The 21,127-nt window shown below is 43.1% G+C and carries 17 protein-coding genes; 2 read left to right on the top strand and 15 right to left on the bottom strand.

Going from position 1 to position 21,127, the window contains the following annotated elements; translation table 11 throughout:
- Positions 1–59: 59 nt before the first annotated feature.
- The 10 genes from AB5213_RS08390 to ftsH all read right to left on the bottom strand — a co-directional run bounded on the left by AB5213_RS08390 (position 60) and on the right by ftsH (position 12,618).
- Positions 60–1,748: a peptide ABC transporter substrate-binding protein gene (locus AB5213_RS08390; RefSeq protein WP_368276597.1), complete on the bottom strand. Its 1,689-nt coding sequence runs from the start codon at positions 1,746–1,748 to the stop codon at positions 60–62.
- A gap of 27 nt (positions 1,749–1,775) precedes the next feature.
- Positions 1,776–2,765, bottom strand: a complete 990-nt coding sequence (locus AB5213_RS08385) for an ABC transporter ATP-binding protein (RefSeq protein WP_022220293.1) — start codon at positions 2,763–2,765, stop codon at positions 1,776–1,778.
- Between the two features lie 2 nt (positions 2,766–2,767).
- The gene (locus tag AB5213_RS08380; protein ID WP_368276596.1) at positions 2,768–3,793 is read right to left on the bottom strand and encodes an ABC transporter ATP-binding protein; all 1,026 of its coding nucleotides are present in this window, start codon (positions 3,791–3,793) and stop codon (positions 2,768–2,770) included.
- Positions 3,794–3,809: 16 nt separating this feature from the next.
- Positions 3,810–4,754: an ABC transporter permease gene (locus AB5213_RS08375; RefSeq protein WP_368276595.1), complete on the bottom strand. Its 945-nt coding sequence runs from the start codon at positions 4,752–4,754 to the stop codon at positions 3,810–3,812.
- An 11-nt stretch (positions 4,755–4,765) separates the two neighbouring features.
- Complete coding sequence (locus AB5213_RS08370; RefSeq protein ID WP_368276594.1) at positions 4,766–5,701, bottom strand: ABC transporter permease; 936 nt, start codon at positions 5,699–5,701, stop codon at positions 4,766–4,768.
- A 4-nt stretch (positions 5,702–5,705) separates the two neighbouring features.
- Positions 5,706–6,368, bottom strand: a complete 663-nt coding sequence (locus AB5213_RS08365; RefSeq protein WP_055156968.1) for a GntR family transcriptional regulator — start codon at positions 6,366–6,368, stop codon at positions 5,706–5,708.
- A 196-nt stretch (positions 6,369–6,564) separates the two neighbouring features.
- Complete coding sequence (locus AB5213_RS08360; RefSeq protein ID WP_008374456.1) at positions 6,565–7,503, bottom strand: ROK family glucokinase; 939 nt, start codon at positions 7,501–7,503, stop codon at positions 6,565–6,567.
- A 14-nt stretch (positions 7,504–7,517) separates the two neighbouring features.
- Positions 7,518–8,441 carry an HPr(Ser) kinase/phosphatase gene (gene hprK / locus AB5213_RS08355; protein ID WP_008374454.1) on the bottom strand — a complete coding sequence of 308 codons (924 nt, stop codon included), beginning with the start codon at positions 8,439–8,441 and terminating at the stop codon, positions 7,518–7,520.
- Between the two features lie 14 nt (positions 8,442–8,455).
- Entirely contained in the window at positions 8,456–10,351 is a 1,896-nt protein-coding gene (gene uvrC / locus AB5213_RS08350; protein WP_368276593.1) for an excinuclease ABC subunit UvrC, read from the bottom strand.
- 119 nt (positions 10,352–10,470) lie between these two features.
- A complete protein-coding gene (ftsH, locus tag AB5213_RS08345) occupies positions 10,471–12,618 on the bottom strand; it encodes an ATP-dependent zinc metalloprotease FtsH (protein ID WP_215634606.1) in 2,148 nt (715 codons plus the stop codon).
- A gap of 159 nt (positions 12,619–12,777) precedes the next feature.
- On the opposite strand from ftsH, the gene AB5213_RS08340 reads away from it, so the two are divergent.
- On the top strand, positions 12,778–14,256 hold the full coding sequence (locus AB5213_RS08340; RefSeq protein ID WP_055246748.1) for a DUF1846 domain-containing protein: 1,479 nt from the start codon (positions 12,778–12,780) through the stop codon (positions 14,254–14,256).
- Positions 14,257–14,548: 292 nt separating this feature from the next.
- A complete protein-coding gene (locus AB5213_RS08335) occupies positions 14,549–16,159 on the top strand; it encodes a CTP synthase (protein ID WP_022220297.1) in 1,611 nt (536 codons plus the stop codon).
- A gap of 279 nt (positions 16,160–16,438) precedes the next feature.
- Here the strand turns inward: AB5213_RS08335 and AB5213_RS08330 are convergent, their stop codons facing one another.
- The 5 genes from AB5213_RS08330 to AB5213_RS08310 form a co-directional block, all read right to left on the bottom strand.
- Positions 16,439–17,479: a D-alanine--D-alanine ligase family protein gene (locus tag AB5213_RS08330; protein ID WP_368276592.1), complete on the bottom strand. Its 1,041-nt coding sequence runs from the start codon at positions 17,477–17,479 to the stop codon at positions 16,439–16,441.
- 119 nt (positions 17,480–17,598) lie between these two features.
- Complete coding sequence (locus tag AB5213_RS08325; protein ID WP_117556931.1) at positions 17,599–18,321, bottom strand: HAD family hydrolase; 723 nt, start codon at positions 18,319–18,321, stop codon at positions 17,599–17,601.
- Positions 18,321–18,986, bottom strand: coding sequence for a DUF1847 domain-containing protein (locus AB5213_RS08320; RefSeq protein WP_182438581.1), 666 nt, complete (start codon positions 18,984–18,986; stop codon positions 18,321–18,323). The genes AB5213_RS08325 and AB5213_RS08320 overlap by 1 nt, the downstream gene beginning before the upstream one ends.
- Before the next feature lie 171 nt (positions 18,987–19,157).
- Positions 19,158–19,793, bottom strand: a complete 636-nt coding sequence (locus AB5213_RS08315) for a DUF5052 family protein (RefSeq protein WP_173690289.1) — start codon at positions 19,791–19,793, stop codon at positions 19,158–19,160.
- Between the two features lie 47 nt (positions 19,794–19,840).
- Entirely contained in the window at positions 19,841–21,058 is a 1,218-nt protein-coding gene (locus AB5213_RS08310) for a hypothetical protein (protein ID WP_173685889.1), read from the bottom strand.
- Between the last annotated feature and the right edge of the window lie 69 nt (positions 21,059–21,127).

The raw sequence follows: 21,127 nt of genomic DNA, 5'->3' as shown, positions 1-21,127 counted from the left end.
CATAGAGGTTTTATAACCTCTATGACATTTCAATTTAGTTTACTCTGTAAGTCAATATACTATTTTTCAATATAAACCTGAGAGAAATCAACCTGACCAACTGTAGAAACGAAGTAGTTCTTCACATATTTCTTAACAAATGTAGGTGCCTCTTCAACATAAGTAGGTTCGATCAGTCCTGACTTAACAACCAGTTCTTCTGCCTGCAGATAAAGCTCTGCCTTCTTCTGGTCATCAACTTCATATTTTGCTGCATTTAAAAGTTCCTGGTATTTCTTAGGATCTTCTCCTGACCATCCTGTCTTTTCTGCGTTGAAGTATCCATTATCAGGATCGAATAACTGAAGAAGAGCACTTGGTTCATTGTAGTATGGTCCCCAGCCGCCTGTTGCGATATCGTAATCACCGGCGTCAATCTTATCCCACATGATGTTCCATTCCATCATATCGATTTCGACATTGATTCCAAGAACGCTTTCCCACTGCTGCTTCATCCATTCAGCAATCTTTTTAGATAGTTCATCTGTACCACGGCTTGCATAACGGATTGTTACCTTTGACGGGTCTGGATCTTTACCAAGTTCTTTTAATCCTTCAATAAGTAAAGCTTTCGGATCTTTGATTTCTTCCTGAAGTTCCTGAACGAAATGATTCTTTCCGCCAACTAATTCTGTGTATGTTTTTTCCCCAACCTGAATGGTATCTGGCATCATAGAATAAATCGGAACACCTTTTCCATTACGAAGAGTATCGATCATTTCCTGACGGTCATAAGCTACTGATAAAGCCTGTCTGATCTTTTCATTGCACAGATATTCGTTTGCTGCATTCAGCATGAAGAATTCCGGTGCACTATCCGGAACCTGATAAGATTCAGATTCTCCCTGTTCTTCGATAGTCTTTCCCCAGTTTGCATCCGTTGTACCGATCACATCCAGTTCACCGTTGATATAAGACTGAACTGCAGTACCTGATTCCTGAATGATCTTGCTATTGATCTTGTCAAGCTTCACATCGTCGGCTCCCCAGTACTGATCATTTCTTACCAATACCATCTCTGTATTCTGACTCCAGCTTTCAATCTTGAAAGGTCCGTTAAATACAGTCTTTGTTTCTGATGTTGCATAGTCGCTTCCGAGTTTTTCATACATTGCTTTGTTTACCGGATAAGCTGATGAGGAAACCAGTTCCAGGAAGTAAGATGCCGGGTGGATAATTTTGATTTCCAGTGTATCTTCATCAATGGCATGTACACCGATTTCTTCCGGTTTCTTTCCCTGATCGTAAAGAGCTTCTGAGAAGTTCTCGATAATTCCATCAAACAGCCATGCATTTGTTGCTGCAACGGATGGAGTTGCCATCTTCTGGAAAGTAAATTCAAAGTCATTTGCAGTTACTTTCGTTCCATCGCTCCACTTCGCATCTTTGTTCATGTGGAAAGTATAAGTAAGTCCATCTTCACTGATATCCCAGCTCTCTGCTGCAGCAGGCACGATTTTATAGGTATTTCCTTCCTGAGTTACTCTTTTAACGAGTGGATCCAACACCATGTTAAATGCTGAGTTATCCGGGCCAGTTGTGTTGATCAGCGGGTTCAGTCCGACAACCACACTGTTGTTGGAGATATTCAGAACCTGTTCTGTTTTTCCATCAGAACTAGCTTTTTTGTCATCTCCGCCACATCCGGCAAGACAGCTGACTGCCATTGCTACTGCGAGTCCCATCGCTAATGTTTTTCTTTTTTTCATAGTCTTCCTCCTTTATATCCAGCAAGATTACTCTTGCGGGTGATCTTCCATCAACTCTTTTGCTCTATGACAAGCTACAAAGTGTTCCGGTTTGAGTTCTTCAAGCTGCGGTGTCTCCTGATGACATTTTTCTGTTGCATATCTGCATCTCGTCACAAATCTGCATCCAGGTTTTGGATTAACCGGGCTTGGGATCTCTCCCTCGAGTCGAATTCTCTTCTTCTGTTCTTCTGTGTCCGGATCCGGGATCGGAATCGCTGCCATCAACGCTTTTGTATATGGATGAAGTGGATTCTGATATAATTCATCACTCTCTGCAAATTCAACCATATTTCCCAGATACATTACACCGACACGGTCTGAAATATGTTTTACCATAGACAGGTCATGTGCGATAAAGAGATAGGTCAGGTTTTTCTTCTGCTGAAGTTCGATCAGCAGGTTGACAACCTGTGCCTGAATGGAAACGTCAAGAGCTGAAATCGGCTCATCGCAAACGATGAATTCTGGTTCGATAGCAAGTGCTCTTGCGATTCCGATACGCTGTCTTTGTCCGCCTGAGAATTCATGAGGGAAACGAAGCGCATGTTCTCGGTTAAGTCCGACCAGTTCCAGTAATTCATAAATCTTTTCCTGGCGTTCTTTTCCGGTATAAAGCTTGTGAATGTCAATTCCTTCCCCGATGATGTCACCGACTGTCATTCTCGGATTCAGTGAAGAATATGGATCCTGGAAAATAATCTGAGCTCTCTTTGTAAACTCTTTCTTTTCATTTTTATTCAGTTTATTAATATCAACTCCGTCAAAAAGAACTTCACCGCCTGTAGCCTTGTAAAGCCCCATAACTGTCTTTCCACAGGTTGTTTTACCACAGCCGGATTCTCCTACGATTCCAAGAGTCTCACCTTTATAGATCTTAAAGTTTACCCCATCCACTGCCTTCAGTGTCTGGTTTCTTCCAACCTGAAAATATTTCTTCAGGTCTTTCACTTCGATCAGTACTTCTTTCTTATCCATGGTTACTGTCTCCTCCTTATCATATTCTCAGGAAGATTGCTCACATCCGCTCTTGGATCATGAAGCCAGCAGTTGCATTCCTGTGTATCACTGAATTTTGTAAGCTCCGGATATTTCTTTCTGCAGATATTCATTCCATACTCACAACGCGGAGCAAAAGAACATCCAACCGGCGGATTGATAAGATCCGGCGGCGTTCCTTTTAAGGAATATAATGTTTCTTTGTTTGTAGAATGAATCTTCGGAACGGAATCCAGAAGAGCTCTCGTATAAGGATGTGTAGACTGATAGAAAATCTCACGTACATCACCACGTTCTACAATTTTTCCTGCATACATAACCTGAATCTTATCTGCAACACTCGCTACAACACCTAAGTCATGTGTTACAAGGATCATCGCCATATCCAGTTCTTTTTGCAGTTCTCCGATCAGCTCCATGATCTGTGCCTGGATCGTTACGTCCAGAGCAGTTGTCGGCTCATCCGCAATCAGGATCTCCGGTTTACATGCAAGGGCGATAGCGATCATCGCTCTCTGTCTCATACCGCCTGAAAATTCAAACGGATACTGTTTCATTCGTTTTTCTGCATTTGGTATTTTAACCAGTTGCAGCATTTCTAAAGCTTCTTTATATGCTTCTTCTTTAGAAATCTGTCTATGGATCAGAATACTTTCCGCAATCTGATCTCCGATCTTCATGGTCGGATTCAGTGAAGTCATTGGATCCTGGAAAATCATTGAAATCTTACTTCCCCGAATGGAAACCATTTCATTTTCTGATTTTTTCAGAAGATCTTCCCCGTGGAACAATACTTCAGAATTTTCATTTATTAATGTGTTCGATTCTGGAAGCAATCGCATGATTGCTTTTGAAGATACTGTCTTACCACAGCCAGACTCTCCTACAATCGCAAGAGTTTCTCCTTTATGCAGATTAAAATCGATTCCTCTTACTGCATGTGAGATTCCGGCATAGGTCTTGAAAGATACCTCCAGGTTTTTCACTTCCAGTATTTTTTCTTTCATCTTGTAGTTCCCCCTTTTATTTTCTCAGCTTCGGATCCAAAGCATCTGAAAGTCCATCACCAATCAGATGGAAGGTCAGCATTGTAAGTACGATCATCAGACATGGGAAGAACAATTCATGTGGGTAAAACATAAGCTGCTGCTGTCCTGCTGATGCAAGTGCTCCCCAGCTGGTTTCCGGTGGTCTTACTCCAAGTCCGATATAACTTAAGAAAGCCTCACTGAAAATAAATCCCGGAACTGACATCGTGATATCAACCATAATAATTCCAAGTGTATTCGGAAGAAGATGTTTGACAATAATACGTCCGGTCGATGCACCAAGTGCTGTTGCTGCCTGCACATAATCCTGTTCCTTGATCTGAAGGATCTGTCCTCTTACCATACGCGCAGTTCCTACCCACGCGGTAAGGCTCATTGCAAAAACAAGGGAGAACATACTTCTTCCAAGTACCATGGATAAAATTACTACAATGATCAGATATGGCAGGTTTCCGATAAATTCGCAGATACGCATGATGATGTCATCTACCAGTCCGCCTTTTAATCCTGCCAGCGCTCCAAGGAGTGCTCCGATCACAAACATTACCAATGTACAACATAACCCAATATAGATTGAAATACGTCCGCCTACACAGACACGGGTAAAGAGATCTCTTCCCATATCATCTGTGCCAAACCAGTGTGCACTGCTTGGTCCCTGATTCTTGATCGACGCATCGATCAGCTGATAATCCTGTCCTGTGATCAGCGGTCCGACAAACAGGATCACTACGATCACGCCTAATAATATAAGACCAAATATTGCAAGTTTGTTTTCCCTAAATCTTCTCCAGACATCCGCCCAATAGGTCAGGGATTTCTGTCCGATATCTTCACCAGATAATCCTTCCGTCCCAACACGTTTAAAATCATCTGATTCATTCCATTCTTCTGTCATTACTACCTCTTTTGTACTCATCAGAAGCCCTCCTATTTCTTACCTTTTGCAACTCGGATTCTCGGATCGACGATTCCATACAGAATGTCTACTGCAATCAGCGAGCCAACGAACAAAATAGCAAAGAAAATTGTAAGACCGATTACCATCGTATAATCATTATCCGAAACTGCTTTTACATAGTAGAATCCAAGTCCCGGAATCGCAAACATACGTTCAAGGATGAATGATCCTGCAAAAATTCCTGCCAGAGAAGGTCCGATCATAGTAATGATAGGAAGCATTGCATTTCTCAAAACATGTTTCCGTACAACTCTCTTCTTTGTACATCCCTTTGCTTTTGCTGTAATAATATAATCTTCTCCGATAACAGATAAGGTACTGCTTCTCATATATTTTGTATAAGATGCGATACCGCCGATCGCATATGCGGCAACCGGAAGAATATAATGTTTCATTTGTCCCCAGCCGAATACCGGCACCAGTTTCCACTTAAATGCCAGAAAATACTGCAATACAGATGCAAATACGAAACTAGGAACACAAATAGCTAATACAACGAGTACCCTTATAACATGATCCACCGGTTTCCCCCTGTTAAGAGCCGCTACCATTCCGAGACATATACCAATCGTTGTCTGGAAGAGTAGTCCCAACAAACCTATCTTCGCTGATACCAGCGTATTGTTTTTAATAATGTCATTTGCTGACTGACCGGTATAAATAATAGATTCTCCGAAGTCTCCTGTTGTAAGAAGATTCTTCATATAAGTTGTATACCTTTTTACTACCGGCTGATCGAGTCCGTATTTCTGACGGATAATCTGCTGTGCCTGTTCAGGCATCTGACCAACCTTCGCAGCGATCGGATCTCCGGGAGCACCTGCTACCAAGAAAAATGTCGCTGTCGTAATCAAGAACAATGTCAAAACAGCATATGCCAGCCTTTTCCCAATAAATTTAACCATACCTTCAGTTCCTTTCTCCTTTTTTCTTTTGATTTTCATATAGAACATGCGGGACAACCATGTAGTGTAATTCTATCTCTTTACAGATATCTTCGACTGTCCCTTTATGAAACAGATCCAAAATTCTCTGATGATTGATGTGGACCACATCAAATGGTACCAGAGTTTTTGTATCCATCGTATAATATGCCGCCGTATTCCCTCCTTCCAGTATTTTCCAGATTCTATGAAGTTTTTCACTGTGTGCGGTCTTCACAATACATTCATGGAACTGTTCATCGAATTTTATAACATCATACAGATTTTTCTGATTGGCCGCTTTCTCCATGGAAAGAACAAGCTTCTGCATCTCTTCACCCTGTTCTTTGCTGATCTCTCCCCCGCACATCTGCACTGCCAGTTTCTCAAGCGTAGACTGGATCAGGTATGTTTCCTGCATCTCTTCATAAGTCATCGTCTTTACTACGCAGCCTTTCTGTGCTTCATATACAACCAGCCCTTCTTCTTCGATCTGCCTGAGAGCTTCTCTTAAAGGACCTCTGCTGACTTTCAGCTCTTCTGCTACTTTTGCCTCTATAATTCGTTCTCCCGGTTTGATCTCTCCTGATAAAATCTTATGTCTTAAAATTTCAACTACTTGCTCTCTTAATGTTTTACGTATTATCATTTTGTTTTCCTTTTCACAATTTTTTAGAGTTCATAGGCTTATTTAATAATGTTACTACGATAAGTCTACATCATTTTGTGCAGAATGTCAAATGTAAACATTTGTCATTCTGCATTTTCTTCTATAAAAAACAAAAATCTTGCAAGAATGTTAAATATTTCTCACAAGATTTTTGTTTTTTTATAATATCTTTCACTTATTTCAGTACCAGTTTTGCTGCTCCGCAGATTCCTGCATCATTTGCAAGCTCTGCAAGTGCAAATTCTGTATCTTTATCTGCAAAGAATGCCATTTCTTTAAATGGTCCTTTGATGTAATCCAGCAGAACCTCTCCGGCTTTTGATACCCCTCCGCCGATTACGATAACCGCCGGATCACATGCAGCTGCAAGGTTCGCCAGCGCATGTCCCAGATACTTTCCAAATTCAGTTGCGATTTCAATTGCAACTTCGTCTCCGGCTTTCACTGCATCAAACACTTCTTTCGCAGACATCTCTGCCACATTTCTGAGGGTACTTGGTTTCTCATCTTTTGCAAGACGCATATTGGCAAGTCTTGTAATTCCTGTTGCAGAAGCATACTGTTCCAGACAGCCTTTCTTTCCACATCCACAGGTTTCTGTCTCCTGGTAGTTTACACACAGATGACCGATCTCTCCGCCAGCACCGTGTGCCCCTACAAGGCACTTTCCATCCACGATGATTCCACCGCCAACACCGGTTCCAAGGGTAACCATAATAACATTCTTGTGACCTTTTCCGCCACCTTTCCACATCTCACCAAGCGCAGCTACATTTGCATCATTCCCCGGAATCACTTTCATTCCGTCAAGAAGCTCTTCCAGTTCACGTGTCACTTCTTTGTATCCCCATCCAAGATTTGCTGTATTCTGAACAATTCCATCCTCGGTTACCGGTGCCGGAAGCCCCATTCCAAGTCCGATGATCTGTTCCTTCACCAGTTTCTTTTCTGCCATCTTTGCTTTCACTGCCTGCGCAATATCCGGGAGGATTGCTTCTCCCTGGTTCTCAGTACGTGTCTTGATCTCCCATTTGTCAAGAAGCTCTCCGTCTTCCTGAAAAAGTCCCATCTTTACTGTCGTTCCGCCTATATCGATACCAAAACAATATTTCATCTGTCTCCTGCTCCTTACATATTCTTTTTTAGATTTTCCTGTACCCGGCGGTACAGCTCCTGAGCTGCGTTATAGCCCATTTGTTTCTGTCTGTGGTTGACTGCCGCTGATTCTACGATAATGGCAACATTACGTCCCGGGCGGATTGGAATACTGTGGCATACAACCTTATTACCAAGAAATTCTGTATACTCCTCAGTAAGTCCAAGCCTGTCGTATTCGCGATCCTTGTTCCAGTCCTCAAGCGTAATGACGAGATCAATATTTTGTGTCTCTCTTACACTCTGCACACCAAACAGCGTCTTTACGTCAATGATACCAATTCCGCGAAGTTCAATAAAATGGCGGGTAATATCCGGTGCTGTACCAACAAGAGTATCATCACTGACCTTCCGGATCTCCACCACGTCATCTGTTACCAGACGATGACCTCGCTTGATCAGCTCCAGTGCCGCCTCACTTTTACCGATACCGCTGTCTCCCATGATCAGAACACCGACTCCATAACAATCCACCAGTACCCCGTGAATTGAAATACACGGTGCCAGTTCCACTTTCATCCAGCGGATCAGTTCTGCTGAAAAGGAAGAAGTCTGTTTATCCGTAATAAATACCGGAATATTGTTCTTCACTGCTTTCTCCAGAAATTCCGGATCCGGCTGCAGATTTCTGCAGAAAATAAAGCATGGAATCCCATACTCAAGCAGTGTATCATATATTTTCATCTTATGCTCATATTCCAGTGTCTGCAGATAAGTGTACTCTACATATCCGATAAGCTGAATCCGTTCGCAATCAAAATGATCAAAAAATCCGGCGAGCTGAAGTGCCGGACGGTTAATATCCGGAATTTTTACTTCCCGCTGTGTCATATCGACATCCGGAGTAAGATTTCTAAGTTCCATCTTCTCTACGATTTTTGTTAATGTAACTCCCATAGTCCTGTCTCCTTTTATTGTTCTTCCATCAGAGTAGCTTCTGTATCTTCCTTTTCGCTTCCCCTGAAAAAATTATACACGTTTTTTGCCGATTTTTCATCCATTGATGGAATTTTTTTCAACTCTTCCACCTCTGCATTCTTAATCTCATCCAGGCTGGCAAATGTCCGCATCAGTGCTTTCCTTCTCGCAGGTCCGATTCCCGGAATATCATCCAGGATCGAATGCACTTGTCCCTGACTACGCAGTTTCCGGTGAAATTCTATAGCAAATCTGTGTGCCTCATCCTGCACTCTTGTGATCAGCCGAAACCCTTCGGAATTGCGGTCGATCGGAATCTCGATATTCTGATAGTAGAGACCTCTCGTCCGATGGTGGTCATCTTTGACCATACCGCATACCGGAATGGATATATGAAGTTCATCCAGTACTTCCAGTGCTATATTAACCTGTCCTTTTCCACCATCCATCATGATCAGATCCGGAAAAACATTAAAACTTCCCAGCTCTTTCCCGCTTTTCTGTTCCTCCAGACCATGCCGGAATCTTCTGGTGAGGACCTCACGCATACTTGCATAATCATCCGCCCCCTGCACACCCTTGATGTGGAACTTACGATAATCGTTTCGTTTCGGTTTGCCCCTCTCATAAACGATCATCGACCCTACCGAGGCAAATCCATTGGTATTGGAAATATCATACGCCTCCATGCGCACCAGGTTATTAAGACCAAGCAACTTTTCTATTTCTTTTACTGCACCGATCGTTCTTCCTTCTTCACGCTTGATACGCTCCTTATCTTTTTCCAGTACCATCTTTGCATTTTTCGCTGCAAGCTCAACAAGCTTTTCTTTTTCCCCTTTTTTCGGAATACGGAAATGAACCTTATGCCCACGTTTTTCTCCAAGCCATGCTTCCAGGATCTCCCGCTCTTCCGGTTCCACCGGAAGCATCAGTTCGCCCGGAATATATGGCGTTCCGGCATAAAACTGCTTGATAAAGCTGGAGAGGATCTCTGCATTTTCATCTCCCTGGGCAATCCGCAGATAAAAATGATCTCTGCCGATCAGACGACCATTGCGGATAAAGAATACCTGTACCACCGCATCCTCATGCTCTCTTGCAAGAGCCACAATATCCCGGTCCTCGCCCCCTGTATCGGTAATCTTCTGCTTCTGTGCAATCTGCTTCACGCTGTGCAGAAGCTCCCGGTATTCAATTGCTTTCTCAAATTCCAGATCATCCGATGCCTCCTGCATCTTTTTCTCCAGATCCTTTAAGATTTTATCATAATTTCCTCCCAGGAATTTGAGTACTTCATCAACCGACTCTCTGTATTTTTCCTGCGAAATATACCCCTGACACGGTGCATCGCACTGCTTGATATGATGATAGAGACAGCATCTTTCTTTCCCGATATCGCGCGGAAGGATGCGGTTACAGCTACGCAGACGGTAAAGCTTCCGGATCAGTTCGATCGTATCTTTTACCGCCGTCACACTGGTATAAGGGCCGAAATACTTTGACTTGTCCTTCTTCATCTGCCTTGCCATCATAATCCTTGGATATGCTTCGCCGGTTGTCACTTTGATAAATGGATAACTCTTATCATCCATCAGCATCGTATTGTACTTTGGCCGGTGTTCCTTGATCAGATTGCATTCCAGAACCAGTGCTTCCAGTTCCGAATCCGTCACGATATACTCAAACCGGGTGATATGCGTCACCATCTGGTCAATCTTGGCCCCCCGGTTCCTGCTCGGCTGAAAATACTGTCTGACACGGTTCTTCAGGCTGATCGCCTTTCCAACATAAATGATCTCGTCCTTTTCCCCATGCATCAGATAGACTCCCGGTTTCCCAGGAAGTTTTTTAAGTTCGTCTTCAATAATAAATGTCTGATTTTCCATAGTCACATTATACCTTGCTTCCTGCAGACAATACAAGTCATTCTTTCGAAAGAATCTACAGAAAAAAGAGGCTCCAGAACCTATTGTTCTGAAACCTCTGCATCTTCTGTTATTTTAGACTAGTCACGCTTCTGCGGAAGGATGAATCCGTCTTCATCTCTTTCTACTTTCTTCTGCGTTTCTTTCTCTTCCTGCTGTGCAGCTTCGGTATCTGCCTCTTTCTTCGGCATCTCGATCGTCTGCTCTTTTACAGGATTCTCTTCTTTCTTTTCTTCCGGTTCCGGAATTCCTTCACATCTGCGGTAAATCTTCATGAATTCTTTTCCGGTGATCGTCTCTTTCTCAATCAGGAATCCGGCGATCTGATCCATCGTTTCACGATGCTCGGAAAGCATTCTCTTCGCTTCTGCATATGCTCCCTTCAGCATCTTCATAACTTCCTGATCGATTTCTGCCGCGGTTGCCTCTCCGCAGTTCATAACAGCTCTTCCGTCCAGATAACGGTTCTGGATAGATTCCAGTCCGATAAGTCCGAATTTTTCAGACATACCATACTGTGTTACCATCGCTCTTGCGATCTTGGTTGCCTGCTCAATATCATTCGATGCTCCGGTTGTAACTGTGTCAAACACCAGTTCCTCTGCTGCACGTCCTGCAAGGGCTGTCACCAGCATTGCTTCCAGCTCAGCCTTGGTATTCAGGAACTTTTCTTCCTCCGGTGTCTGCATCACATAACCGAGTGCACCCATGGTTCTCGGAACGATTGTAATCTTCTGTACCGGTTCTGCGTCCTTCTGAAGGGCAGTTACCAGTGCATGACCGACTTCATGGTATGATACGATACGGCGTTCTTTCTGACTCATGATACGGTCTTTCTTCTCTTTACCCACAAGAACGACCTCAACAGCCTCAAAAAGGTCTGCCTGGGATACAACATTTCTTCCTTTTTTTACTGCATTGATCGCAGCCTCGTTGATCATATTGGCAAGATCAGAACCGACTGCCCCGGAAGTTGCAAGTGCAATCTCTTCCAGATTGACTGTCTCATCCATCTTAACATCTTTGGCATGTACTTTCAGGACATCAATACGTCCCTTGAGATCTGGCTTATCTACGATGATACGCCTGTCAAATCTTCCCGGACGGAGAAGCGCCGGATCCAGGATCTCCGGACGGTTCGTTGCCGCAAGAAGCAGAAGACCTTTATTACTGTCAAATCCATCCATCTCTGCAAGGAGCTGATTCAATGTCTGTTCTCTTTCATCATTGCCACCAAGCTGTGAATCTCTGCTTTTTCCGATTGCATCGATCTCATCGATAAAAATAATACACGGCGCCATCTGCTGTGCCTGCTTAAAGAGGTCACGTACTCTTGACGCTCCGACACCGACATACATCTCAACAAATGCAGAACCCGAAAGAGAGAAGAACGGTACTTTTGCTTCTCCGGCAACTGCTTTTGCAAGAAGTGTCTTACCGGTTCCGGGAGGACCTACAAGAAGTGCTCCCTTCGGAAGCTTCGCTCCGATTCCGGTGTATTTGCCAGGGTTATGCAGGAAATCGACTACTTCCTGCAGGGATTCTTTTGCTTCATCCTGACCGGCTACATCCTTAAATGTGACTCCGGTAGATTTTTCCACATACATCTTGGCATTGCTCTTGCCAACGCCCATCATGCCGCCACCCTTTGTCATACGGCGCATCAGCATCACGCCCAGACCGATCATGATCACAAGCGGAACAATGTTGACCAGAAGATTCATCACCATATAAGATGTAGAATCCGGTATCTTCTGTTCATACTCAACACCTGCTTTATACAGTCTGTCCGAAAGGGTATCATCCTTCACAATACCGGTATAATACTGCTTCCTTGTCACATTACTGAACAGACCTGTACTGTCATCGCTGCTGTCCTTACTGCTGCTGTCGTTGTTATCTGCTACAGAACCTTCGACCACATCGCTCTCAGAAGCGCCTTTTTTCTTGCTGTTCTTCATCTCAGCTTCTGTCTTCGCTGTGATCATGATCTTGTCATCCTCGATCACAACTTTCTTAACTTCCCCGGAATCTACCATGTTCAGGAACTGATCATAGGTAATCTCCCGGGCATCTGTGTCTTCCCGGAACTGATACAGCGCAAATACGATAAACGAGATCAGCATAACGGTAAATAATATAATATTCCATCTTTGGCGGTTATTTTTATTATTCGGGTTATTATTTCCCGGAAGGTTTTGCTTATTTCTATTATTCTGGTTATCCATACCTACCTCCTAAGTGTCGTCCTCTCTATTATAAGTAGGCGTTTTTTAGAAATCAATGAAAAATTTATGAAAAGATTGTAAAAAAGTCATATTTTATAGTATACTAGGTTTGAATTGCTTCTATGAAAGTAAAATTATGGACAAAAAGGATGGAACTTTATGAAAATTGGGTTTGATAATGAAAAATACCTGCAAATGCAGTCTTCTCACATTCGTGAGCGAATCAATCAGTTTGACAACAAACTGTATCTCGAATTCGGTGGAAAGCTTTTCGATGACTATCATGCTTCCCGCGTGCTTCCTGGATTTCAGCCGGACAGCAAATTACATTTACTAAAAGAATTATCGGATACCGCAGAGATTGTGATCGTTATCAGTGCAGCCGATATTGAGGCCAACAAAGTCCGCGGTGACCTTGGGATCACTTATGACACTGACGTTCTCCGCCTGAAAGACGAATTTGAAGCCAATGGTCTCTTTGTCGGAAGTGTTGTTATCACACAGTACTCCGGACAGAACAGTGCCGATCTTTTCAAAGGACGTCTGGAAAAGCTTGGCATTAAAGTTTATATCCATTATGTAATAGAAGGTTATCCTTCCAACATCCCGCTAATCGTAAGTGACGAAGGATACGGAAGGAACGAATATATTGAGACAAGCAGACCTCTGGTTGTCATCACCGCACCTGGACCTGGAAGTGGAAAGATGGCTACCTGCCTTTCCCAGCTCTATCATGAGCACAAGCGCGGAGTCCGCGCAGGATATGCCAAATTCGAAACCTTCCCGATCTGGAATATCCCGTTAAAGCATCCGGTCAACTTAGCATATGAAGCAGCTACTGCTGACCTTAACGATGTAAATATGATCGACCCGTTCCATCTGGAAGCTTACGGTGTTACTACCGTCAACTACAACCGTGACGTAGAGATCTTCCCTGTACTGAGTGCAATTTTTGAGCGCATTTACGGAGAAAATCCATACAAATCACCAACAGACATGGGTGTTAACATGGCTGGTAACTGCATCTGTGACGATGAAGTCTGCAAAGAAGCTTCCCGTCAGGAGATCATTCGCCGCTACTACCGCACCATGGACCGTTTTCTTTCCGGTGAATGCCCGAAGGAAGAGACTTATAAGGTCGAGCTTCTGATGAATCAGGCAGGAGTTACCGTACATGACCGTAAGGTTGTTGATGCCGCCCTTGCACGCGCTGAAGAAACCGGTGCACCGGCTGCCGCTCTGGAGCTTCCGGACGGACGCATCGTAACAGGAAAAACCTCTGATCTGCTTGGCGCATCTGCTGCCCTGATCCTGAACGCCTTAAAAGAACTCGCCGGAATCGATCATGATATGCACCTGATCTCACCGACTGCCCTGGAACCGATCCAGAAAGTTAAAACCGAATTCCTTGGAAGCAAGAACCCAAGACTTCACATCGATGAAGCTCTGATTGCACTTTCTATCAGTGCCTCTTCCAATCCGGTTGCTGAACAGGCACTCAGACAAGTCCCGAATTTAAAAGGCTGCCAGGCTCATGTATCCGTTATGCTTGCAAATGTAGATATCCGTCTGTTCCAGAAGTTATCCATCCAGGTTACATCTGAACCGAGATACGAGAAAAAACCGATCTATCAGTAGACAAATATTCTTTTTTTAATTTTTATACACCCATTTCAAAAAAAATTGTTGTATTTTTTTCTGGAATGGGTGTATACTTTTAAAGTATTTTATAGGGGAATTGATTTCAAGGGGAAATCAAAGTAGCGAGGGAGCCACATAAATTTGTTTTTATGGGGTTTTTTTCTATTTTTATCCGTCAGGAGGTTATACCGGACTTTTCTGATGAATAGAAATCGCATTCTATCTTATTTTTTACAGAACACAATGAGTAGTAGACAAAAAAAATTACCATAAGGAGGGAACTGGAACTATGGCAGTTAAGTATGTATTTGTTACCGGAGGCGTTGTCTCAGGTCTTGGAAAAGGAATCACAGCAGCTTCTCTTGGGCGTCTGCTCAAGGCACGCGGGTACACAGTTACAATGCAGAAATTTGATCCGTACATCAACATTGACCCGGGTACAATGAATCCGGTACAACACGGTGAAGTTTTTGTAACAGACGATGGAGCTGAGACAGACCTTGACCTTGGACATTATGAAAGATTTATCGATGAAAGTCTTACCAAGAACTCGAATGTAACGACAGGAAAGATTTACTGGTCCGTTCTTCAGAAAGAACGTCGTGGAGATTTTGGTGGAGGAACCGTACAGGTCATCCCGCATATCACGAATGAGATCAAGAGCCGTTTCTATCGTAACCCTGCAGCTACAGATACCGAGATTGCGATCATCGAAGTCGGTGGAACCGTCGGAGACATCGAAAGCCAGCCTTTCCTGGAATCTATCCGCCAGTTCCAACATGATATGGGACATGACAATGTTGCGCTGATCCACGTCACACTGATTCCATATCTGCATGCTTCCCAGGAGATGAAGACCAAACCGACTCAGGCAAGCGTAAAAGAATTACAGGGAATGGGAATCCAGCCGGATATTCTGGTCTGCCGTTCTGAGCATCCACTGGATCAGGGAATCAAAGACAAGATCGCCCTTTTCTGTAACGTGCCATCTGATCACGTTCTTCAGAACCTGGATGTGGAATACCTTTACGAAGCACCACTCGCCATGGAAGAAGAACATCTCGCTTCCGTTGTATGCGAATGCCTGAAGCTTGACTGTCCGGAACCGGATCTGAAAGACTGGAAAGAGATGGTCGAATGCCTGAAACATCCGACACAAGATGTAACAGTCGCCCTGGTCGGCAAATATATCCAGCTCCATGACGCATATATCAGTGTTGTTGAAGCATTAAAACATGGCGGCATCTACAGCCACACAACCGTAAATATCAAATGGATTGACTCTGAAACTGTCACACCGGAAAATGTCGATGAACTTCTCGGTGATGTAAGTGGTATCCTCGTACCTGGTGGATTCGGTGACCGTGGTATCGAAGGTAAGATCGAAGCCATCAAATATGCAAGAACACATAAGGTTCCGTTCCTCGGACTCTGCCTTGGAATGCAGCTTGCCATCGTAGAATTTGCAAGAGACGTTGTCGGATATCATGATGCACACAGCGTAGAACTGAATCCAAACACTACACATCCGGTCATCCACATCATGCCTGACCAGATCGGTATTGAAGACATCGGTGGAACCCTTCGTCTTGGTTCTTATCCTTGTGTTCTTAACAAAGAATCAAAAGCTTATAAATTATATGGAAAAGAAGAAATCCACGAACGTCATCGTCATCGTTATGAAGTCAACAATGACTACCGTGATGCTCTTACTCAAAACGGTATGCTCTTATCCGGACTTTCTCCGGACGGCAGAATCGTAGAGATGGTGGAAATTCCGGAACATCCTTGGTTCATCGGAACACAGGCACATCCGGAACTCAAATCCCGTCCGAACAAACCACATCCGCTGTTTAAGGGATTTGTGGAAGCTTCTCTGGAATATAGTAAAGAGAAGTAATAAAATGAAATTATATCGTTTCTAAGTAAAAGAAACTCCAGAATCAGCAGTATAAAATTGATTCTGGAGTTTTTCTTTATTCATTCTTTTTTAACTATTTTAGAATTCCGTATATACATATGATTGATAAGATCGGTCCAAACCATTTCACTATGAAAAGAAATGTGTTTTGAATGGAAAATATCCATTCACTATTTGCTGTTGAAATACCATTTCCTGTTGTAATTTGAAACTGCCGCCAATTACGGCGGCAGCAAAACATTCTTCTATTATCTGTAATTAATTATCATCAGCAATCTCAATCAGTTTATCCAGCAGTTCAGAATAACTATATCCCAAATCTTCCATCAGCTGCGGATACATGGATATACTCGTAAATCCCGGAAGGGTATTGATCTCATTCAGGTAAACGTGATTGGTCTTCTTATCCAGAAAGAAATCCACACGGCTCAGTCCGTGTCCGTCAATTGCCTTAAAGGCACGAACAGCATACTTACGGATCTGTTCCTGAATCTCTTCATCTACTTTTGCAGGGATACATGTCTTGCTCTCTGCATCTTCATATTTGGATTCAAAGGTATAGAATTCACCGTGTGGCATGATCTGTCCGACTCTGGATACGATAATGTCATCATTTCCAAGAACAGCAGTCTCAAGTTCGATACAATCCACGCACTCTTCTACTACAACATGAGTGTCATATTTTGCTGCCTCTTCCAGCTTCGGAAGTAAATCTTCAACTTTATCACAACGATAACAGCCCACACTGGATCCGGAACGGCTTGCTTTGATAAAGCATGGCATACCAAGTTCTTTCATAATCGAAGCTTCTACTTCTTCTGTTTCTTCCATGTCTTTTTCGACAACGACCAGTCTTCCGTCATTTCGTTTTTTCACATATACAGATTTGACCTGTGGGATTCCTGCACTTTCAAATACTTTCTTTGCAAAAATCTTATCCATACATGCACTGGATGCAAATACACGGCATCCTACATACGGAAGCTGTGCCAGTTCAAATAATCCCTGGATAGTTCCATCTTCTCCGTAAAGTCCGTGAAGTACCGGGAATGCAACATCCTGACTTCTCAGAAGATTGAATACACCTTCTACCACTTCTGCTCCGTCAAGCCAGGTATCTTTTGACAGGTCATTATCTTCCTGCTTTAAGATGTACCATTTCCCATCTTTTGCAATGCCAACAAGTGTAATCTCATATTTATCTTTATCCAGATGCTTCATCACTGAATTACAGGAAATTCGTGAAATTGAATGCTCACTGGACTGTCCGCCACAAACAACAAGTAACTTTTTCTTCATATCAGTTTCCCTCTGTTTCTTATCATATACTCTTCTCCGGTTCTCTCCGGATACTACTTAGAATAATTTACCACGTCCGCCATGCATTTACAATAAAAGTTTGGAATTTCAATAAATTTTTAAGCATTTTCCAGGTTTTCCACAAATGCAAACAGCTCTTCCATCGATCCCTGGTAATCGCTTTCGATTGGAAGATCCTTTTTATTTTCCTTCGTATCTGTAACAAGGAATGTCTTTACGCCGAGTTTCCGAATTGCAAGATCCTCTTCCACGTCATTTCCTACCATCAGACACTCTTCCGGTCTAAGATGAAACTGTTCAAGAATTGTTCGGTAATAGTCCACATTTGGCTTGCAGTAACAATTATCCTCATAAGTTGTGATCAGCTCAAAATCCTCTGCATCCAGTCCCGCCCATTTGATCCGGTTCATCGTTGCCACCTTTGGAAATACCGGATTGGTTGCAAGGTAGGTGCGGATTCCTTTTTCCTTTGCCTTTTTCACAACCTTGTCCGACAGACTGTTTGGCTGCGTCACCGCAATTGCCTGGTTAAATTCATTTGCATAGAAATCAAGGGCAATCCGTTCGGAATTCTCCGAATCCGTCGGAAGCAGTTCGTCCATATACTGCCAGAATGCTTCCCGGTTGGTACAACTTCCGTCATTATTCACCATCGCTCCATAGCCCTTCCACACGGATGCGATAAATGCTTTCGGATCAAAGGAAATCCCCTCGGATATATATTTTTTTGCCAGAAGCGGCATATAAAAGGTAACAAATTCGTCCTGGTTCATCGGAAGCAGCGTTCCGTCAAGATCAAATAAAATATGTCGAATGTGCATTATTCTTCCTCCAGATTCAGATGATGTAACTTTTTGTAATAAGAGTCCAGCGTATACAAAGCAGCCACCGGATTATTTCCAAGCACCCGATCCTTTACAACCAGCGTTGTACTCGGCGCCTCGGCATATTTGTAAAAGAGGCTGTCATGTCCCACGCAAAGTCCCATCACGATATTGATGTCCGTCTTCTCTTTGTTCAGCATCTGCGCCTGCAGGATTGGGTTACACATATGAACTCCGACCTCCTCGCAGCGTTCCGGAATGCCGACCTCGGTCTTTGGAACTTCTCCGATCTTACAGCCCACACCGTACACTTCAAAGCCGTATTCTCTCAAAAGTCCTGCCAGCAGATGGCTTTCCTTTAAGAGTCCCACACAGCTTGCAATTCCGATCTTCTTGGCACCCAGTTTTTTTGCCCAGCGGATCGTCTCCTCCACACGGGTTGCCTGGCAGTAAAAATCGTGCTCGATCTCGGCACTTGCACGCATGATCTTCAGATCTTTTTCATCTCCCAGATAGGTATCAAGCGCCCTCTGCCGGTCCTGGGAATCCATATTATGCGACACGCAAAATCCAGGATATGGCTTATGATTCTCTATATTCTGCTTTACATTGCATTTCTTGACATTGCAATCTATACATGACAACTTTTTTGTTTCTTCCACTTTTTTCTGCCTCCTCTTGATATACAGATAAGGATAACTTGTATTTTCGGGAAATGCAAGTTAAAATACATCTGCTTTACCAGTCCCTCTGAAAAAAGACTAACCACCACCGTTATGATAGCACCCATGCTTTGATTATATCAGCCGTGAAATTTCACCACAGTAAATTTATCAGTTGGATTCCAACAAACTCTTATCAATGATCTGGAAATTCGCCCGGTGTATGTACAGCGCTTTCCCATCGATCATCAACTTCGTAAACTTTGGCAGATCATCCGGGATTTCCCAGTACACATCTTCTCCACTATACGCTACGATCGGCTGTCCCAGTTGGGATTTGATAACAACAACTCTGGCTTTTCCAAACATATTTTTATACTTATTCAGGACACCTGCGAACGCAGTATTGTCTGTAATCTTACCGCTTGCATTGCTTTCAATATCCTCCTGCGTAAAATCCACATCCGCTTTCAACGCGTCCTGCGCAAAAATACAGGTATCACCACAACTCTCGATTTCCTTTCCATCGATTGTAATCGTAATGACAGAGGAAAGCTCATATCCTGTGATAACATTACCGTCTGAATCATAGCTTGAAGTTTCCACTGCATTTCCCTGCACATTGATCTTGTCTCCTGTAGTTGTCATTACACGATTCCCGTAATTATCATAGGTCGTGATCGTGTACGAATTCCCCACTAATTTTCCTGTAATATCGTTCAATTTGGAGCTGAGCATACTGCATCCCGCAAGCGCTATAGTCATGACTGCGCATACTGCTGCCATTGCAAATCTTTTCTTTTTCATAAATTTTCTCCTTCGTCCTTTCGCAGAATCATCTTTTTGCCATTACCTTACTTTATCTTAAGTATCCCTGTATAATTATGTAAAATGTCGTCCGGCTGCATCGCATCCGATACCATGGCAATCTCAAGCTTATACTCTGTATCCTCATCACCAATTGATCCCTGAACCGGCACATACCGGTCAAAGCAGACATTTTGTTTCTTTTTTGTTGTGACAATTATCGTGACATAATCCTCCGTTGTCTGAAGCTTGTAGTAGATATCTTCTTCCGGGAATGTATCCCTTGCCCGGTCGATCATGTCCGCATAATTGTAATATTCCGATTTGTCACCAAGACCTGTCGTTTTTTCATCGATCGCATTCTGCAGCTTTTCTAAAACTGCTGCTGTCCTTGCCTCATTTTGCCTGCACTCGATCGCTGACGTAATATTCACATACAGTGAAATAACAAGTATAATCCCAGCCATAACCGCTATTGATGTTAGCCAGACCATGGCAAGCTTTGATTTCTTTTTCTTTACTTCCTCTTTTGTGAGATGGATATTCGAAAATTCGTTTACAAAATATATCGGATTTTCATTTCCGTAAGCAATAATCGCATCGACCGTGTCATAACCTCTTTCAACACTGTATTTCTGCCATACACCATATTCTGAGTAAAACTTTTCCAGCCTGTAATAGAACGATAAAAACCATCCTGTATATCGTTTTCTCCGGATAAAAAACGCACAAATCCCGCCAATAAGAATTGCAAAATATCCGACTCCCATTACGCCATAATAAAGACCTTCTATTTTCGATACCTGCTTTTCCGGCAATACCGCAAGTAACTGATATTCCCCATTCTTTTCTTTTTCCCAGTATGTCTGAAACCGACTGCCATAAGAATATTTGATCGGATCCATTCCAAGTTCTGCAAGTGTGTAACTTACATGCTCGCCTTTATTCGGATTTTTCAAACGCAATGACTCGCCATCCTCTTGCACAACTCCAATTACGCTCTTTTTTCCTATGAGAGAATATCCTGTTACACTTTCAAACGGATCATACCGACCGGCTCCGAAAAACCATACCAGTGAAAGGATCATATAAACGACAAAGAGTTTTATGAGTTCTTTCCACACGTTATATTTTAAAGACCTTTCTATGATCTCTTTTTCATGTGCCGGGATTCCGGGCAGTGTGCTGTACCAGGAAGCGAACCGCTCTCTTTTGGTTTCCTCATCCATTGCTTTTCTTAGATTCATTGCTGTTGCAAGCTGCATCTTCTTTTCCTCCTTTGTACATCTTCTTAAGGATAACTTGTATTTTTTTGAAATGCAAGCGTCCTCTGG

The organism is Coprococcus sp. RTP21204st1_G4_RTP21204_210225 (assembly GCF_040915385.1).
In the GTDB taxonomy this organism is placed as follows: Bacteria; Bacillota; Clostridia; order Lachnospirales; family Lachnospiraceae; genus Allocoprococcus; species Allocoprococcus comes.
This window is presented reverse-complemented; position numbering and strand designations above follow the sequence as displayed.

Coding starts and splice junctions, on each gene's coding strand:
- AB5213_RS08390 (WP_368276597.1), bottom strand. CDS start 1,748: ATGAAAAAAAGAAAAACATTAGCGATGGGACTCGCAGTAGCAATGGCA.
- AB5213_RS08385 (WP_022220293.1), bottom strand. CDS start 2,765: ATGGATAAGAAAGAAGTACTGATCGAAGTGAAAGACCTGAAGAAATAT.
- AB5213_RS08380 (WP_368276596.1), bottom strand. CDS start 3,793: ATGAAAGAAAAAATACTGGAAGTGAAAAACCTGGAGGTATCTTTCAAG.
- AB5213_RS08375 (WP_368276595.1), bottom strand. CDS start 4,754: ATGAGTACAAAAGAGGTAGTAATGACAGAAGAATGGAATGAATCAGAT.
- AB5213_RS08370 (WP_368276594.1), bottom strand. CDS start 5,701: ATGGTTAAATTTATTGGGAAAAGGCTGGCATATGCTGTTTTGACATTG.
- AB5213_RS08365 (WP_055156968.1), bottom strand. CDS start 6,368: ATGATAATACGTAAAACATTAAGAGAGCAAGTAGTTGAAATTTTAAGA.
- AB5213_RS08360 (WP_008374456.1), bottom strand. CDS start 7,503: ATGAAATATTGTTTTGGTATCGATATAGGCGGAACGACAGTAAAGATG.
- hprK (WP_008374454.1), bottom strand. CDS start 8,441: ATGGGAGTTACATTAACAAAAATCGTAGAGAAGATGGAACTTAGAAAT.
- uvrC (WP_368276593.1), bottom strand. CDS start 10,351: ATGGAAAATCAGACATTTATTATTGAAGACGAACTTAAAAAACTTCCT.
- ftsH (WP_215634606.1), bottom strand. CDS start 12,618: ATGGATAACCAGAATAATAGAAATAAGCAAAACCTTCCGGGAAATAAT.
- AB5213_RS08340 (WP_055246748.1), top strand. CDS start 12,778: ATGAAAATTGGGTTTGATAATGAAAAATACCTGCAAATGCAGTCTTCT.
- AB5213_RS08335 (WP_022220297.1), top strand. CDS start 14,549: ATGGCAGTTAAGTATGTATTTGTTACCGGAGGCGTTGTCTCAGGTCTT.
- AB5213_RS08330 (WP_368276592.1), bottom strand. CDS start 17,479: ATGAAGAAAAAGTTACTTGTTGTTTGTGGCGGACAGTCCAGTGAGCAT.
- AB5213_RS08325 (WP_117556931.1), bottom strand. CDS start 18,321: ATGCACATTCGACATATTTTATTTGATCTTGACGGAACGCTGCTTCCG.
- AB5213_RS08315 (WP_173690289.1), bottom strand. CDS start 19,793: ATGAAAAAGAAAAGATTTGCAATGGCAGCAGTATGCGCAGTCATGACT.
- AB5213_RS08310 (WP_173685889.1), bottom strand. CDS start 21,058: ATGCAGCTTGCAACAGCAATGAATCTAAGAAAAGCAATGGATGAGGAA.